This is a genomic window from Marivirga lumbricoides (genome assembly GCF_014636295.1).
GTDB classification, from domain to species: domain Bacteria; phylum Bacteroidota; class Bacteroidia; order Cytophagales; family Cyclobacteriaceae; genus Marivirga; species Marivirga lumbricoides.
Window position 1 is genome coordinate 217,886 of the sequence record NZ_BMEC01000013.1, and the last position, 16,422, is coordinate 234,307.

The 16,422-nt window shown below is 35.4% G+C and carries 18 protein-coding genes; 1 reads left to right on the plus strand and 17 read right to left on the minus strand.

All coding sequences use genetic code 11. The features are described from left to right. Positions 1-435: 435 nt before the first annotated feature. The 14 genes from IEV85_RS19470 to IEV85_RS19535 form a co-directional block, all read right to left on the minus strand. Complete coding sequence (locus IEV85_RS19470; protein WP_188466648.1) at positions 436-663, minus strand: hypothetical protein; 228 nt, start codon at positions 661-663, stop codon at positions 436-438. Positions 664-815: 152 nt separating this feature from the next. Beyond that, the gene (locus IEV85_RS19475) at positions 816-2,462 is read right to left on the minus strand and encodes an RluA family pseudouridine synthase (RefSeq protein ID WP_188466650.1); all 1,647 of its coding nucleotides are present in this window, start codon (positions 2,460-2,462) and stop codon (positions 816-818) included. A gap of 169 nt (positions 2,463-2,631) precedes the next feature. Next, the gene (locus tag IEV85_RS19480) at positions 2,632-3,543 is read right to left on the minus strand and encodes a helix-turn-helix domain-containing protein (RefSeq protein ID WP_188466652.1); all 912 of its coding nucleotides are present in this window, start codon (positions 3,541-3,543) and stop codon (positions 2,632-2,634) included. Between the two features lie 4 nt (positions 3,544-3,547). Beyond that, a complete protein-coding gene (locus IEV85_RS19485; protein ID WP_188466654.1) occupies positions 3,548-3,814 on the minus strand; it encodes an Atu4866 domain-containing protein in 267 nt (88 codons plus the stop codon). Positions 3,815-3,900: 86 nt separating this feature from the next. Beyond that, positions 3,901-4,743, minus strand: a complete 843-nt coding sequence (locus IEV85_RS19490) for an SDR family NAD(P)-dependent oxidoreductase (RefSeq protein ID WP_345260127.1) — start codon at positions 4,741-4,743, stop codon at positions 3,901-3,903. 234 nt (positions 4,744-4,977) lie between these two features. Beyond that, a complete protein-coding gene (locus IEV85_RS19495; RefSeq protein WP_188466656.1) occupies positions 4,978-5,853 on the minus strand; it encodes an XAC2610-related protein in 876 nt (291 codons plus the stop codon). A gap of 86 nt (positions 5,854-5,939) precedes the next feature. Next, on the minus strand, positions 5,940-6,731 hold the full coding sequence (locus IEV85_RS19500; RefSeq protein WP_188466658.1) for a DUF4349 domain-containing protein: 792 nt from the start codon (positions 6,729-6,731) through the stop codon (positions 5,940-5,942). A 160-nt stretch (positions 6,732-6,891) separates the two neighbouring features. Then, entirely contained in the window at positions 6,892-7,335 is a 444-nt protein-coding gene (locus IEV85_RS19505) for a DinB family protein (RefSeq protein ID WP_188466660.1), read from the minus strand. Positions 7,336-7,867: 532 nt separating this feature from the next. Further along, entirely contained in the window at positions 7,868-8,209 is a 342-nt protein-coding gene (locus IEV85_RS19510) for a hypothetical protein (RefSeq protein WP_188466662.1), read from the minus strand. A 316-nt stretch (positions 8,210-8,525) separates the two neighbouring features. Further along, a complete protein-coding gene (locus IEV85_RS19515; RefSeq protein ID WP_188466664.1) occupies positions 8,526-8,807 on the minus strand; it encodes a hypothetical protein in 282 nt (93 codons plus the stop codon). Positions 8,808-8,944: 137 nt separating this feature from the next. Beyond that, positions 8,945-9,319 (minus strand): hypothetical protein, encoded by a 375-nt coding sequence (locus IEV85_RS19520; protein WP_188466666.1) that lies wholly within the window; start codon positions 9,317-9,319, stop codon positions 8,945-8,947. A gap of 52 nt (positions 9,320-9,371) precedes the next feature. After that, positions 9,372-10,136, minus strand: a complete 765-nt coding sequence (map, locus tag IEV85_RS19525; protein WP_188466668.1) for a type I methionyl aminopeptidase — start codon at positions 10,134-10,136, stop codon at positions 9,372-9,374. Positions 10,137-10,248: 112 nt separating this feature from the next. Next, on the minus strand, positions 10,249-10,665 hold the full coding sequence (locus IEV85_RS19530) for a response regulator (protein WP_188466670.1): 417 nt from the start codon (positions 10,663-10,665) through the stop codon (positions 10,249-10,251). A 3-nt stretch (positions 10,666-10,668) separates the two neighbouring features. After that, a complete protein-coding gene (locus IEV85_RS19535; RefSeq protein ID WP_188466672.1) occupies positions 10,669-12,591 on the minus strand; it encodes a sensor histidine kinase in 1,923 nt (640 codons plus the stop codon). Between the two features lie 599 nt (positions 12,592-13,190). Between IEV85_RS19535 and IEV85_RS19540 the strand changes: the two genes are divergently transcribed. Continuing rightward, entirely contained in the window at positions 13,191-14,033 is an 843-nt protein-coding gene (locus IEV85_RS19540; RefSeq protein WP_188466674.1) for an aldo/keto reductase, read from the plus strand. 129 nt (positions 14,034-14,162) lie between these two features. Here IEV85_RS19540 and IEV85_RS19545 read toward each other — a convergent pair whose 3' ends face one another. The 3 genes from IEV85_RS19545 to IEV85_RS19555 all read right to left on the minus strand — a co-directional run bounded on the left by IEV85_RS19545 (position 14,163) and on the right by IEV85_RS19555 (position 15,913). Continuing rightward, the gene (locus IEV85_RS19545) at positions 14,163-14,528 is read right to left on the minus strand and encodes a DUF2200 domain-containing protein (protein ID WP_188466676.1); all 366 of its coding nucleotides are present in this window, start codon (positions 14,526-14,528) and stop codon (positions 14,163-14,165) included. Between the two features lie 30 nt (positions 14,529-14,558). Beyond that, positions 14,559-14,951, minus strand: a complete 393-nt coding sequence (locus tag IEV85_RS19550; protein WP_188466678.1) for a DUF1801 domain-containing protein — start codon at positions 14,949-14,951, stop codon at positions 14,559-14,561. Between the two features lie 221 nt (positions 14,952-15,172). Further along, the gene (locus tag IEV85_RS19555; RefSeq protein WP_188466680.1) at positions 15,173-15,913 is read right to left on the minus strand and encodes a class I SAM-dependent methyltransferase; all 741 of its coding nucleotides are present in this window, start codon (positions 15,911-15,913) and stop codon (positions 15,173-15,175) included. Positions 15,914-16,422: the final 509 nt, after the last annotated feature.

A 16,422-nucleotide genomic window follows, 5' to 3' on the forward strand; every position in this document is an offset into this window, starting at 1 on the left:
GAGGGAATGTGAGGCTAAAACAAAGGTTTTAAGGAAGGAAAAGAGGTTGTTCAAAATCTATTTTTAAATCAGTCTACTCTTGACTTAACATGCTTTATTTTTAATTTTAATATTTTGCCTTGATGCAAAAGATAGAAAAAATTAAGACAAAAAGATTCTCCCACACTTCAATTCAATCCTCACCCCGCCTTTTGTCCACCCCACCCTCTCCCTCCGAGTTATATTCTCCAGTTTGCCAGCAATGAGTCAATCATAAAGAGTTTATAAAAAAATATCAGTTTGGAAATGATTTAACCTCAATCAAACTTTTAATCAAAAAAGAGAAATCTAGGTCTATGAAAAAGTTAAGATGTCACCTTTTGGATTAAGATGAATTAAAATAAAAAAACACCAAAGGATGTGCTTTGGTGTTTTAATCTCTAATTAATTAGTAAATTATGCTCTGGCGAACTGATTGCATCCAAAATTAGCTCCTGTGATAAATTCCACTGTCTTGGCATTTTTATCAATTGCTTTGCCTTCATTTAAAACAGGAATGATATAATCCGGATCGCTTTTGGATTCTATATGACTCAGCTTATTGCATTCACCATAATTTTCTTTCTTAGCTACTACGGGAGCCTGGGGTGCCCAATGATTACAATTATTACAAGTATTTTCCATGATCTTTTTCGTTTAGTTAATAATAATATAAGCGAATTCACTCAAATAATGTTGAGTTAAACCGCTCAAAATCATTAGTTTATAATTAAACTAAATAGAAACAGATCGCGATTCAAAATATTTTAAGCCTAAAAGAGATCTACTTAAACCAACTATAATCCAAAAGGTGGCTCCAAATTAAACTCCATCTTTTTTTGTGTAACAGGATGCACAAATCGGAGGTAAGCTGCATGAAGCTTCAGTCTATCAGCCTCTTTGCCATACAGTTTATCTCCTACAATAGGAGTATTTAAGCCATCGGGATGGGCTGCATGTACGCGCAGTTGATGTGTACGGCCTGTGATAGGTGTAAACTGTATCAGGGTTTTATGGGCATTACTTTCTATTACTTTCCATAACGTTTTTGCCGTTCTTCCCTTCTCATAGCATACTTTTTGCATCGGCCGGTTATTTTCGTCTACGGCAAGCGGCAAATGAATTTCACCATTTTTACCTTGCACCAGGCCATCAAGCAAGGCCACGTATCTTTTGCTAATTGTTCTGGCCATAAACTGATCCTGAATATCTACATACACACTCTTTGATTTTGCAATAATCATCAAGCCCGAAGTCAGCTTATCCAGTCGGTGAGCTACTAATGGTCCATCAGCATCCGGGTATTTGGTCTGCATTCTGCTGTATACAGAATCCTTAATCAGGCGGGAGGGTGCCGTAAGCAACCCGGAAGGCTTATGGATTACGAGCAGGTGCTCATCTTCATACAGTTGCTCTATTTCTTTATCATCTGCTTTATAATTCAGCAGCGGATCATCATCTAAGTCCATTCCATGGAGCATATGTGCAAGGATAGGCTTACATTTACCACTGCATGCGGGGTAAAACCTCCCCTCCTTCCGTAGCTCAGCTTTGGGTGTTTTTCCCCACCAAAATTCAGCCATGCAAATTGGCTTAAAATTATTTCTAAAAGCATACTGCAATAATTTTGGTGCTGCACAATCTCCGGCTCCGGCTGGTGGCGTGCCATAATCCTCAAAAATTTGAGTTACATTCTTCTTTTCTCCATACTTATTGAGAAAGTGGTATTGGTTAAAAAGCTGCTGCTGAAGGTCTGCAGACTTTACTTTTCTCTGCCATTTCAATTGGTTTATTTCATCCGAGTATTGATCCACCTGTTCCTGGATGAGGGCAATTCTTTCACGCCAATCAGTCAGTAAATCTCGGTATTCATAATGATGTGCAATGCTTTCCTGCTCTAGTTTCTTCTGAAGAAGGTTTATTTCATCACCTGTTAAAGTAGCCTGAGCATTTTCACGCTGCCGCTTTCGGTCCATTTTTGCTTTATGTTTTAGCCTCTGCCTATGTTCCAAATCAGTATCGGCCTTTGCTTTTTCTTCATTCAGCTGCTTTTTCAATTCCAGAAAATGGGGATCGATTTCCAGTTCAGCAGCTCTTTTATTCATTGCAAGCAACTCTTCTTCTCCTTTCCTGAAAAAACCTTCCGCTTCTAACCTATTGAACAAAGGCGGAACAAAAGGAATAGCATGTGCATCTGTTTCTTCCTGGCCTGAAAAAGCGACCAGGTAGCCGAGTTCATTTTGCTCATTCTGTACAATCAGCACACCATACATTTTACCACTAATCTCCTTCCCCGAGTAAGACTTTTTCAATTCCTGCTGTACTTCATCGGCTGCCAGCTCGGCCAAAGGATGAGGCTGGTAAGAAAATGGAAAAGTAAACTTTTCCTGCAGTGCAACACCTTCAATGGATGATTTGAAATGGATAAAATGAGAATCTGACATAGAAAAACCACTCCTTTTACGAGGAACAGGAAGTTTTTTAATTTTTAATGAACTGCAAAATTAAGGATTTTATTACAGAATGTTTTGCAGGAATATCAGTTTAAGGATTGCCATACCATCATTTTCAGCATATACATCACTATGTAGAATAACTAAGTTAAAGCAATTTTTATTGAAATGATTTTCTAAATTCCTGAGGAGAGAAGGTTGTTTTAGATTTGAAAAACTTGCTAAATGATTGAGGATAATCAAAACCTAATTCGTAGGCAATTTCACTTACGGACAACTCAGAAGTGCTTAAACGCTCTTTGGCATAATAAATCAGTTTATTTTGTATATGTTGTTGAGTATTTTGCTTGGTATGGATTCTTAATAAAGTACCCAGGTAATTGGGGGAAATATTCATTTCATCTGCAATAGCCGTTACGGAAGGGATGCCATTTTCTAAAAGTCTGTTATTTTCAAAATATTTCTGAAGCACTTCTTCGAAACGATCTAATAATTGATGATTTGATTTCTGGCGGGTTATAAATTGACGCTCATAAAATCTCTCTGAATAAATCAGCAGCATTTCAAGTTGTGTCACTATGAGCTCACGGCTAAACTTATCAATATTTGACTGGTATTCCTTTTCAATATTTTGAAGGATTTCCACAATAACTTTTTCTTCTCTATCTGAAAGAAACAAAGCTTCATGTACAGCATACTGAAAAAAATCATATGATTTTATTTTTCGTGCCAAAGAGGTTTTCCACAGAAAATCGGGATGTATCAGCAATAGATAACCTGTTGGTTCAACTATAGCTTCCTGATTGATCTCAACTTTTAAAAACTGAAGGGGCGAAATAAAGCTCAGCACACCTGAGTCAAAATCATATTGCTGCTGTCCATAATTAAATTTAGCATTAACATTTCGCTTTAACCCTACTGAATAAAAGTTCTGTAACCATTTCAGTTCATTGGTATCCACGGGATAGGTAACTTTACTGTAGTCAATCAGGCTTATCAAAGGATGCTCCGGCTGGGGTAGGCTACAGAAATTGTGAAATTCAGCAATTGAATTAAAGCGAAATGTTCCCATATTACTAATCTACGTTGTTATTCTCTTTGTACAAAATCATCCCTGCATGATAAAGTATACCTTCTTTAAACTCACCATCTGCAGTGAAGCCGGTATCATCTTTATAATCAATATGATTTCCCGACACTTTGTAGCTGCCCTTGTAAGCGCTTTGATGGGTACCACGTGCCTCATCATATCGGTTGTCGGGAAATAATTCATGCCGGATGTAACCATCTTCTGTAACCCACATCCCTATGTATTCCTTGGTTTCTTCTATTGTTTTTTCCATTGGTAGTTGCGCTCTGTTTCTATTAGTTAAACTATATTTTATTTGCTGCGCATTCAATTGCTAACTTGTTAACACTAAACTAATAACTAAAATGCGGTGGATAACGTGTAATTTTTCCATTGTTCTGCCTCTTTAGTTATCATATCAACTTTGACTTTTAGCATATCGTAAGCATCATTTCCCAATAACAAATGTATCGGTGGTTGATCTTCCTGGCTGATTGCAATAAGCACATCTGCAGCTTTTTCAGGATCATTTGGTTGTTTACCGTTAACATTATTCAAATGTGTTTTCTCAGATTCCCGCACTTCGGTATAATCACTAATTGCATGATTCGGAGTCATTACTGAGTTATTGGAAAGGAAGTCGGTGCGGAAATAGCCTGGATAAACAACCGTTGCTGTTACTCCAAATTCTTTAATTTCCTCTACCAGGCTTTCAGTAAAACCTGCCATTGCAAATTTAGAAGCACAATAGATCCCCCAACCTGCAAAGCCTCCGTAATAGCCACCCGCTGAGGAGATATTATAAATATGTCCTGATCGCTGTATTCTTAAATAAGGCATTACATTTCTGATAACATTGAGCGAACCAAATACATTTACATCAAAATTTCTTCTGGCTTCCTCATCTGTTAGCTCTTCTAACGCACCAATTTGTCCATAGCCCGCATTGTTTACCACCACATCTACCTTACCAAAGTGGGCAATGCACCTTTCAATGGCATTTTTAGTACTTGAATTGTCGGTTAATTGTACCTCAAGTGGCAAAAAAGATTTTGAAGCTTTACTTACTTCATCAGTTAAAGACTTTATAGTGCGACTAGTTGCTGCTACTTGATAGCCTTGATTCAGTAATTTTTTAACTAATACAAGCCCTAAACCTTTAGAAGCACCTGTAATGAACCATACTTTTTTATTTTCCATCATTCTTTTATTTTGTTGATGGAACAAAGTTGATTAATCAGAAAATGTAAAAGATAACCACATCAATGAATAACCTAGTCAAATCGTGAATTGATAGTAAAATATTAACATATAATCTGCCTTTACAAAATGATTTGACAGGATTGCTAAAGAATTTCTTCTCCGCAAGGTTAGTGGTATGTGAGAAGGATTATTGAGATCAATAATTATTAAGGTTCTTGTTTTATGGAACTTATACTATTCACAATCAACTTGAATGTAGTCATCCTGCTCTTCATTGTACTCAGTACATCTTTTCTCTACCAGTACCATTTCATTGTTTTCCACTTTATAAGTAGCATTCATATGGCTGGTGCCTGCGCAGCATTGATTATGTTCATAAATCCTTTTTGCTTTTTCATCAAAATCCAATGAAGTGCCTTCAAAACTACTTCTAAAAAAATTGCCTGTTTGGGGATTGAAAAGAAAATAAATACTTGATGTATTGGGTCCGGCATAACTCTGTTCAAATACAGAAAAATCAGGAATACCATCAAAGTTATAATCACCAACGCTAATGTTGTTGATACCCCACAATTGGCAATCTAAATCTATTTGCTGTAAAAACTTATCAGTCCTCTTCTCAAAAATCTTCAATCCTTCCACTCGTGCATAAAAGCTGCCTTTCTCTTTACTAATCAATAGCTTAAAATACTTATTTTCCATGGTAGCCGGCTGTAACAACTCTTTGCTTTGCCACTCTAAGTCGTCACCATAATCTATATTAAAAGATTTGGTTAAAGTAATCTGTAATGACTTATTAGAAGCGAGATCCGTCCAGGTACCGTTTAAGTTCGTTTTGTTTGCATCAAAATCTTTAAAAACCAAACCAGCACTTTCCTTACCTAAGCTGTCTTTTTCTGTTAAACTCAGCAATCCGTTTTTTAGTGTTCCGTCTATTATTATTGGCTCATCAAACTTCGTGTAAACATAAAAAGCTCTGGCTACTCCGTCTGAAAAGATATAAGTAACCAATTCAACAGGATATTTACCTACGTGACCTGTGTAAGTTGTTTGACTAAACAAATTGTTTGTTAACAGGAATAAAGTTAGTAAGATGAATGTCTTTTTCATTTAGTATATTAGGGTATTAAATAACAAAAATATGGAGTTTATTAAATTACTTATTCGCTATCGAAGATATATTTAAAATAAAATAATCATTTCTTCCTCCTCTTTCTGTAAATTCTGACTCCTATAAACAAACCTAGTAGTATGATAATAAACGGCCAGATATTAATCATCAATACAAAAAACCAAACCAGGTTATCCCAGCCATTTTTAAAGCCATTTTCGAATTTCTGTCCAAACTCTGTTTGCTCCGGTAGGCTCTGGTAAAAAGTCATGGTGAGTGTAGAAAAAGCCACTCTATTTTCCAGGTATTTAAGCCTGCCTTCTACTGACTCAATCTCTGACCTTAATTGCGCAATTTGCTTTTCAATCTCCACTATCTCAGTTACTGTATTGGCCTTTTTCAAAAGCTCCAAAAATCTATTTTCAAGCTCCTTTTTGGTTTTAAGCCTGGCAGATATATCCAGAAACTCTTCGGTCACATCATTTACATTGATCTCCCTGCTTTCAAACCTCTCTACACCTTCTGTAGCATCTTTCAATAAATTGTCAAAATTATCGGCAGGAACCCGTATAACTAAAGTATTACTTTTGCGGCCCGGATATTTATATTCCTGGTCTGATGAAACGTAGGCTTTGTATTTGCTTACTACGGTAAAAATATTTTTTCTTGCATTAGTTAAATCCTGTGTTTCAAAGGTGATATGTCCTTCTTTAATTAATTTCCGCTCTACTACATCTTCGTCTGCATCCTGTTCAGGTATTGGAGAATATTCTGCATCTTCTGCCATTTCCATGATAGCGCTCTCATTATTTGGATGACAACCTAGGGTGATTAATACAATGAGTAGTGTAAAATAACTGGTGATATATTTGATCATGGATGTTATAGTTACTTGAGTATCGAGTTTGTAGTAAAAGTAATGAGAAGAAGCCAGCCATCAAATGGCTTTAACTGTATATTTTTTGGCCATCATTTTAGCAAGTTTTGTGCATGCTTCAGGTTAATATGGTTGGAGCAGCATCAATTCGCTTCAGTTTTTATCTTTTAAAAAAAATGTAGTCGGTAACCAAAGGCTCCAGTCCGCCCTGTTTAAATTCACTGGCTATTTGCCCCCTGTGGTAGGTGGAGTGATTAATAATGTGAAAGAGTATATCTTGCACACTATTACTGAAGGCTTTACTCTTGCTATTTATGTAATTCAAAGATTCATCTAATTCAAATTGATCAAGAATTTGCAATGATTGTTCATAGTTTTTCTGGTCAATACTCTTCAAATCCTTAAGCTCGTGGATTTCCCAAACTCCAAAAAGCTTTTCTGTGGAATTTATTCTATTGTTCCAAATTTGGTGTGCATTGAGCACATGGTTAAACAGTTTGACTGCTTTGTCAGAAGTTTTATTGGGTTCGGCATTAAAAATATCCGCAAGCTTTTGGTTACATTGGTGACTGTATTGAAATAAGTTTTTAAAGAATTGCTTCATTTTTTTTGATGCCAAGAGTAATGTTTAACGGTTTGGAGCTTGGCGCATGGCAGATTTCGGAGTATAAAACTGTACACCACAAAGAAAACGTGATAAGTGATAGAATGTTCAATTAACCACTTCGCCCACCATTGAGCCGAAGGCCTGTTAGTGGCTGGGGTTCTACTTATGGTATCACTATTTGTAAATGCAGTACATAGGCTACTCATGGAAAAGAAACTGAACTCAAAAACTAGATATACTGATCTTAATAAGTGTTTCTTAAACTTTAAAACTAAGTATAAAACCTCAAAAAAGAGAAGTTTTACTAAATACTGAGGTCTCAATTACACTTTAAGGTATTTTAAACAAAATTTTATACTTTATCTTTTTGCTTGATCAAAAAGATGCAAAAAATCAAGACAAAAAGATGCTCCTACGCTACAATTCAACGCGCTCCCCGCCTTTTTGTCGACCAGCCCGCTCGGTTTTAACAAACATTATTTGGTTATCGAACAGTGTAGTATTTATCATGAGCATCCTACATAGTCTTTCAGACAATTGCTTGTAATGTCGTTATATCATCTCTATCTTTTTGTGTAATAAAGTCAATATCTACTTCGCGCGCAACTTTATGTCTTTGCCAAAATATATTGGATAACTCTTTCTTTATATCTTCTTCCTTTGGTGAAAGTTTTGTCCAAATTTGTTTTGGGTCTTGATAAGACTTTTGATAATTAATTTTACATATATAATTTCCTAAAATTATATATGTATCTTGTTCACCTATAGCTTTATTTGTTTGAATTAAGGTCGGAATATCAATTTGAAAATTATTGAAATGCTTTAATAATTCTATTTCAATAGTTCTTTTTCCTTCAAAAGTGTTAATCAAGTCATCGCAGTCCTTTGAACTGAACCTCAAAAGAGATAACAAAACTTTTCTTACGATAGAAAATAGTGTTGATGCTTTTGGTTTTCTGCTGATCTAAAGCCGTGTGGCTGTCTCGCCAGCTGGCGAGGACTACAGGGGTGTTTTACGAGAAGAATAGCTTTCTATTGAAGGAAATCAAGTCTTGTTATATAGTAGTCAAACAAGAAAATATCACTTACAGATAAAACTATTTCAGCTCTTAATAATTCAGATAAGTCGATAGTTCTAATGTTGTTTTGAATCATGGCTTTGTTGGCTCAATAAGTTTCACAACAAATTATCCATAATACTTAGCATTGAAATATCTAATTCTTTCTGCATCTCCAGAGGTAATAGACTGATAAATAAGAAATGGAATAGTAAGTAAACTTATTAAACCTGTAATTACATAAATGTTACCTGTCTGAAAAAAGTACGGCCAGATAAATATAAATAGACCAATCGTGCCAAAAATAAATAACAGTAGAGCGAGTATAGCCATTAATTTACTTTCAATAGCTTTAACATCATTCAAATTATATACTTTATCGGCATTACAAGTATTACATTTTAAATTCAATTTATCCCCCCTTTTTCTAGCTAATTCAAATCTATCGGAAACTGGGGCTCTAAAATATATAAAGGAATTACAGTTTTTACATTTCGCCTGAAGATTCATTGAATTTTTAACTTAAATAAAATGATAATATTTATACTTTATTTTAACATGATAACTTTCGCTTCTACTGAAAAATCTCTCCTATCACTAGTGATTTTAACAATATAAAAATCCTCTCCAGTTTCAATGATCTGAAAAGTAAGAATATCATTTTCCATTATCCCTTCATTATCTTTTACTACTTTTTTAGTGATTAACTGATACGTACATTCATCTAACCAATTTATTTTGTCTTTTATTTTAACATTATTATTCTCTTCAATTTGGTAGTTTCTATTTCGGATAATTATAGTATTTTCATCTCCCTCTACTTTAAATTTTCCAGTATGAAATTTTTTACATTTTAGATCATCCTGTGCATTTGCTTTAAATGCAAAAGTAAAGAGCAGAAACATTATTACAAGTTTATTCATATAGTCTGAGGCTTTTTCACATACATTATTTTACTCTATTCCATGAAAATATTCAATCCCAAATGCCATTGCACCCAGTCAATATAACAGGGGCATTGTCTGTAATCAGGATAGTCTGCTCATGCTGCGTAGCATAGCCTCCTCTGTTGCCGACTAGCGTCCAGCCATCATTGAGCTCTACTGCATAAGAGGAAGTGGTGGAAATAAATGTTTCTATGGCCACGGTAGTGTTTTTCTGAAATCGCTCTCGGTTACCTTTTACCCTGTAATTCAGGATATTTTCAGGTTTTTCATGTAAACTTCTGCCCACTCCATGTCCAGCCAAATTTTTCAACACTTTAAATCCTGATTTCCTAGCTTCAGTTTCTATTAAATGACCAATTTCGGCAATTTTAACGCCTCCTTTAATACTTTGAATCGCTTTCTGCAGAATATTTTTTGAGGCCTCCACCAGAGGTTGATGATTGTGAATGTCTTTCCCTAAAACAAAAGAGCCTCCATTGTCGGACCAAAAACCATTAAGCTCAGCCGAAACATCAATATTGATTAAATCGCCTTCCATCAGGATTTTTTTCTCTGATGGAATTCCATGCGCTGCTTCTTTATTCACACTAATGCAGGAATATCCGGGAAAGCCGTAAGTGGCATAAGGTGCAGATTGCGCACCATAGCTTTTCAGAATGCTGCCACCATACTCATCCAGTTCTTTGGTGGACATGCCTACTTTTGCATATTCCCTCATAAGTTTAAGGGTGGTACCTACCACTTCACTGATTTTCTGCATTCCCACCAATTCAGATTCCTTTGTGATTGACATATTTTTACTGTTTGCAGTTTAGTATTGAATTCAAAAAAACTTATAAATGCTAAAATATAAGGAAGATTAGACATTTTTAGTGATTTGTCTTTCTTACTATAAGGATATATTGCTATACATGATCTGGAAAATATTCCTTCATAATATCTTTAAGTAATTCCGCATCTAAAGGTTTTGTTTCAAAGCCATTGATACTGGCCTCTCTTTCAGCTCTTACTCTATCTTCAGGATTAAGAGAAGTGGTTAACATAAACAGCACTATTTTACCTTTTGCTTCTGCAGGAAGCTCATTGTATTCTTTTATAAATTCCCAGCCGCTCATCACCGGCATATTAATATCTAAAAATATTAAATCGGGCTTTTCGTACTTACCTTCCACTGCAGCAGATAGGAAATCAATGGCTTCTTTTCCATTTTGCTTGGTAACTGTTTTTTCTGCTATTTGTGCTTCTTCCACATAATGCTGATGTAAAAAGTTTACTGCTTCATCATCATCGATGAATAAAATACAATTAAGTTTCTTTTTCATAAATTAAAAAATAGGGATGGTGAAAAAGAAAGAACTTCCTTTTCCAATTTCTGACTCAGCCCAAATGGTTCCACCATGTAAGTGAACTATTTTTTCACAGTGGGCAAGTCCAATACCTGTTCCTTCATATACTCGCTTATCATGCAATCTCTTAAAAAGGCCAAAAACATTCGTCAGTTGATCTTCTGAAATTCCTATACCATTGTCTTTAACACAAAATTTGTAAGAATGTTGCTCTTTCTCAGCAGAGATAATAATTTCAGGAGCTCTTTCAGCTGCTTTAAATTTAATAGCATTTTGAATAAGGTTCTGAAATAGAAGGCGTAACTCTGTAGGGTAAACGTTTAGTTCTGGCAAATCTGAGTAATCTACACTTGCGTTATTAGATACTATCAGTTCTGTAATATCATTTTTCACATCTTCTAGTATCATAGAAATGTGTACTCTCTCCAACTCCTTATTTATACCAATAATAGAGTATTCCAAGAGTCCTTTTACTAAATCACTCATTCTGTGGGCAGCCTTAAAAATAAATTGCAGCATTTTTCCCCCGTTTCCTTCAAGCTTATCTGCGTATTCCTTCTGCAGCAGGTCGCTCATACTTTTTAAAGTTTTTAAAGGCTCCTGTAAATCATGAGAAGCGATAAAAGTAAACTGTTCTATCTCCTTATTTTTAAGTTTAAGGTTTTCATACTGGTTAGAAAGGATGGTTTTTTGTGTAATATCTTGTTTAATACTTAAAAACTGTTCTATCTTCCCTTCTTTATCCCGAAGAGGAACTATAACAACATGAACCCAATAAAAGTCTCCTGATTTTGTCTTGTTTTTTATACCTCCTATCCAAACAGTACCTTTTTCGATAGTTTGCCACAACTCAGTAAAAAATGCTTCAGAATGATGACCTGAATTTACTAACCTATGTGTTTGTCCAATAGCCTCTTCCTCGCTATATCCGGAAATCTCAACAAATTTTTTGTTTACGTAATTGATAATTCCATTTACATCAGTTTTTATAACAATAGAACTCTGATCTAAAGCTAATTTGTACTGACTCAGCTCTTCATTTGTTACTCTTAAATTTTCTTCAAGCTGAAATCGTTTCTGATCGGACTTGTTCAGTTTGGTAAAAATTACGGAGAAATAAATAATACTAATTACAGCATATGCGATAGTATACAAGGCTACACCATAAGCAGTATTGAGAAAACCTGAATTCATCACATACAATAAAGCAGCACTTAATATAATTGGTAAGCCTACGACAAACGGTAATAAACTACGTGCTTGTTTACTACCTATGTATTTTCCCGTAAGGAAACCTATATAACTATGGTCAGGATGCTTCAATGAAATAGTAAGGGACGCCAGGAAAAACAAAACAGAAGTGTGAATAGCCATCGAATTAAAAACCAATACATAATTATCTGTAATGAGCCTTAAAAGGTAAGTTGAGATGGCCAATAAGGAAATAATAGCCACCAGCGAAACAAAATAGTGGGTTAATTTTAAAGCTTTGTTTGTGTTAACCCCTCTAAGAATTTTTGTGGCTGATAGCAACATAAAACAAAAAGCAGTAGCTCCGGACATTCTTCCCGGGTTATTTTGGGTAAGACTATCCGCTAAAAAGAAGTTATCAACACCAATATTAATTGCTAAAATATATTGCGCTAATGTGAGAGTACTGATAAGAAAAGTGACAACAGCAAATACTATAGCTAACCCATCTAAAACTTTGTTTTTATTCCCTTTCATTATAATTGAGAAGGATATGAGAATAAATAATAGCGCAGTATTGAATTTCATGGTGGGAGCACCTGGAATGAGACTAAGTAGAAATCCAATATCTGTTAACCATCCTACTATTACCAGAAAGCTTAAAACTATAATTGCGATGGGGATAAGTATTTGAAACTGTTTTTTTTCCATGGTTTTGCTTTAAGGAAAATGCTTTATTTTGGATGAAATATTTAATTCGTTAGCATTAAGATTTAATCGTATTGGATTTTATCCTTTACAATATATAACCATTTGATAAAAGAAAACAGCAAGTCATCTTAAATTATTTATAAAATTTCATCTTTTTATTATTTAGTAACATCTTTTCTTAAATACTGATGTAGATTTGGTAATAGAGATTGTAGGAGGTAAAAATATCAAAAGATCTATTCAGGTGATCAAAAAAGGTGGCACATTGGTAAGCAACCCGGGGTTCAATGATGAAGCAGCTTCCCTGGCTAAAGAAATAAGGAGTGAAAGGAACAGGATATCTTGTACAGTCAAATGGAGGTGATATGGATAAGTTAGCAGATTTATTGGCTTCAGGCAAAGTGAAAGCACATGTTTCATAAACTTACTCATTTGAGCAATTGACTGAGGCGCATAAGCAAGTGGAGACAGGCCATACCGTGGCTAAAGTGGTTGTTACAATTTGTTTAAAATTTAAGTAAAAAGATGGCCTTTTTATTAATCAAAAGCGTTGAAAATCATTATAGATATATCAACTAACCTAATAAACTTAAAAAGTCATGGTAACAGAAAAAGTAAATTCAACATACAAAATTGGCGACCTTGAAGTAAACAGGTTAGGCTTTGGAGGTATGCAACTAACTGGTAAGGGTGTTTGGGGAGAAGTTCCCAACAGAGAAAATGGACTTAAAGTATTGCAGAGAGCTGTAGAACTCGGTGTGAATTTTATTGATACAGCGGATTCATATGGTCCTTATACTAATGAGAAGCTCATAGCAGATGCGCTGCATCCTTATAAAGAAGGTTTGGTGATAGCTACTAAGTCTGGTTTAGAAAGGCCCGGTCCGGATGAGTGGGTGCCTAATGGTGATCCTGCTCATATTAGGAAAGGAATTGAAGGTAGCCTGGAAAGACTACAGGTAAAACAAATTGATTTATGGCAGCTACATAGAATAGATTCCAAAGTACCGGTGAGAGAAACCTTAGAGCCTGTAATAAAAGCAGTTGAAGATGGTAAGATTAAATATGTTGGTCTTTCAGAGGTTACAGTAGATCAAATCAAAGAGGTACAGGAGCTATTACCAATTGTTTCTGTGCAAAACAGGTATAATCTGGGTGACAGAGAGTGGGAAAAAGTATTGGATTATACTACTGAGAACGGATTAGCATTTATACCGTGGTTTCCATTGGCGTCAGGCCCAGATAAGATGCAGGATAAAATTGAGAAAATAGCTAAAAAGTATGATGCTACCACCGCTCAGATAGCGCTGGCGTGGTTAATGAAAAGAGCAGAAAACATTCTGCTAATTCCTGGCACCAAGTCGCTGGATCATTTAGAGGAAAATATTAAAGCGACAGAAATAGAACTGACAGATTCGGAATTTGAAGCATTGTCCAAGTAAAAGCTCTGGTATTGGTATAAAACCAAATTAGAGAGATAACTTCGATAAGTATCAAAAATAGAAAGCCCTTCTCTTAAAGCCGGGCTTTCTTGATTTTAAATAGATTTTAGCTTTTATAAGGGGGTTCTTTCATTCATCACGCAAAATCTTCCCCATCTTACGGCCTTTGGCTAACTCATCTACCAGTTTGTCCAAATACCTCACTTTTTGAGTTAACTCATTTTCTATTTCTTCCACCCGATATCCACAGATAACGCCTGTAATTAAATGGGTATTGGGGTTTAAAGTAGCCTGTTGAAAAAACTCCTGAAAAGTAACCTTCTTCTCAATTAAGTTAGCAATTTGTTTGTTATCAAAACCTGTTAACCATTCAATTACCTGATGTAGCTCTTCTTTAGTTCTGCCTTTCTTTTCCACTTTTGCGAGGTAATGGGGATACACTGAAGCAAAGGTCATTTTGACCATCCTTTCGTCATGTTTGCTTGTTGTATTCATTAGGCTTGATTTTAGGTTTAATTTCGTAAATTATTTTAGCCTTTCCAATTTCCCTTTTCGCTTGACAATGTTTTTATAATCCCATTGAATTTCCCGGGACTTTCTTAACCAACGGCTAATGTCTTCTTTATTGATTTGATCTGTTCCGGTATAAAAAATAGACGCATCTTTAAATTTTCCACCTAAAACATTCAGTTGTTCTTCTTCGAAATCTGCTCCACTCCAAAACATCAGGCGTAAACCTGCTTTTTGTTTACTATATCCAACAATGGGGTTCTCCTCCAGAAACCAAACCGGATGTGCATGCCAGATTTTGCTTTCAGCATCAGTGAGCTCTTTGTCAATTTCTGTAGCTAATAAGTCAGAAATGGCTTTATCATTCTCTAACTGCTGATTGTTATAATTCTGAATTTCAGGCTTCATCAATTTTTACTTTAGGTGGATTTTTATTTTAGCAAATTAATGAGACTTTAGAGAAGATTCTATTGGCAGATACGACATTTTCAGGGCGCTTTACGACAATACAAAAAATCATACCCTTTTCTATTTTCTCAAATGGAATTTCTTAGCAACTATCTGTTGTATAAATTAGCGGAGGATCAAATTGGATGACCTCAAGCGGACGCTTGAAGTATTAGCGTACTCTATTTCAACTTCCCCGCTCTGAATAAGATTGGGAACTTTACTGAATACTGATTTTGCTCATCACCCCATGCTTTTTTAAATAGCGGTTGAAATTCCAAAACCGGGCTTTTCTGTTTCTCTTCTTCATAGCGCTTTACAGCTGACCAGCTTTGTAAATAACCTAAAAAATGCTCTAAGCTCCACTTGGTAGTATGTACTAATGAAGGTGTTACTATTTCCTGAAAAGGAAATGGTATTTGTTGGTAGTGGTTCTCAATATGTTTTCGTTCCGGATCCCAATAATCACCTATAATATCATGGTAGAAACGATCCAGCACCTCATCAACTTCTTTATTAACACGAAGTAATCCATATCCCAATACAACAAATAAGCCATCCGGTTTTAGTACACGCGCTACTTCTCTGTAAAAAGAATCAAACTCAAACCAATGGATTGCCTGCGCCACCGTGATGAGGTCAAAGTGCTTTGAGGGAAAATCAGTTTGCTCAGCTGCCTGTCTGGAATATCGAATATTGGGCTGCAAAGTAGCGGCTCCCAGCTGTTTCTCGCTGATATCTGTAGCTTCTACCTGCTCCATGAAGCTCGCAAGTTTTAGAGCTACTTGTCCATTCCCTGTTCCACAGTCCCAGGCGTATTTAGTACCTGATATTTCCTTCTGTATAAAATGAAATATTTCATCTGGGTAACCTGGCCTGAATTGCGCATACTGTTTAGCTAAGCTGGAAAATCGATCTTTCATTTAAGGATTTATTCAATGGAAAAGAACATTTACTTCAACGACTTTCATTGCTTTCAGTTTCACCCTCCTCCTACAGAAAAAGCTTTTACTTGAATATCTTCAAACATTAGTGCCACTTTAAGAATATTTTAGATAGTTCATATAATTACGAAATGAGCAGACTTTCAAGAATCTTCTATCAACGGGCCTGGAAGCTATAAGCAGGTTGATGTTTTCATTATCAATCAGCGGACGCTGAAATGAGATTACCACAAGCGGATGCTTGGGGTAGATTACTATTTAAACAATATAAGATCGTATATAAAAGCTATATATTAGAAAGGCTATATCAACTTCGCTTTGTAATACATAAACATAATACCACATTTCAATTAGTATTTTAGGATCAATCTGAAAATCTGGGGATTTATAGATGAAGGATTAACTTTGCACAAAAAAAAAGTTAAAGTGGATCAGGGTTTAATTGAGTTGTTTTTGCCTGAAGGCATTCTTGAGTACTTCCAGGTTAC

Excerpts from the sequence above, each read along its gene's own strand:
- IEV85_RS19530 (WP_188466670.1), bottom strand. The coding sequence starts at position 10,665 with ATGAAAAAGAAACTTAATTGTATTTTATTCATCGATGATGATGAAGCA.
- IEV85_RS19500 (WP_188466658.1), bottom strand. The coding sequence starts at position 6,731 with ATGATCAAATATATCACCAGTTATTTTACACTACTCATTGTATTAATC.
- IEV85_RS19495 (WP_188466656.1), bottom strand. The coding sequence starts at position 5,853 with ATGAAAAAGACATTCATCTTACTAACTTTATTCCTGTTAACAAACAAT.
- IEV85_RS19470 (WP_188466648.1), bottom strand. The coding sequence starts at position 663 with ATGGAAAATACTTGTAATAATTGTAATCATTGGGCACCCCAGGCTCCC.
- IEV85_RS19490 (WP_345260127.1), bottom strand. The coding sequence starts at position 4,743 with ATGATGGAAAATAAAAAAGTATGGTTCATTACAGGTGCTTCTAAAGGT.
- IEV85_RS19540 (WP_188466674.1), top strand. The coding sequence starts at position 13,191 with ATGGTAACAGAAAAAGTAAATTCAACATACAAAATTGGCGACCTTGAA.
- IEV85_RS19480 (WP_188466652.1), bottom strand. The coding sequence starts at position 3,543 with ATGGGAACATTTCGCTTTAATTCAATTGCTGAATTTCACAATTTCTGT.
- IEV85_RS19555 (WP_188466680.1), bottom strand. The coding sequence starts at position 15,913 with ATGAAAGATCGATTTTCCAGCTTAGCTAAACAGTATGCGCAATTCAGG.
- IEV85_RS19505 (WP_188466660.1), bottom strand. The coding sequence starts at position 7,335 with ATGAAGCAATTCTTTAAAAACTTATTTCAATACAGTCACCAATGTAAC.
- IEV85_RS19475 (WP_188466650.1), bottom strand. The coding sequence starts at position 2,462 with ATGTCAGATTCTCATTTTATCCATTTCAAATCATCCATTGAAGGTGTT.
- IEV85_RS19485 (WP_188466654.1), bottom strand. The coding sequence starts at position 3,814 with ATGGAAAAAACAATAGAAGAAACCAAGGAATACATAGGGATGTGGGTT.
- IEV85_RS19545 (WP_188466676.1), bottom strand. The coding sequence starts at position 14,528 with ATGAATACAACAAGCAAACATGACGAAAGGATGGTCAAAATGACCTTT.
- map (WP_188466668.1), bottom strand. The coding sequence starts at position 10,136 with ATGTCAATCACAAAGGAATCTGAATTGGTGGGAATGCAGAAAATCAGT.
- IEV85_RS19550 (WP_188466678.1), bottom strand. The coding sequence starts at position 14,951 with ATGAAGCCTGAAATTCAGAATTATAACAATCAGCAGTTAGAGAATGAT.
- IEV85_RS19535 (WP_188466672.1), bottom strand. The coding sequence starts at position 12,591 with ATGGAAAAAAAACAGTTTCAAATACTTATCCCCATCGCAATTATAGTT.
- IEV85_RS19520 (WP_188466666.1), bottom strand. The coding sequence starts at position 9,319 with ATGAATAAACTTGTAATAATGTTTCTGCTCTTTACTTTTGCATTTAAA.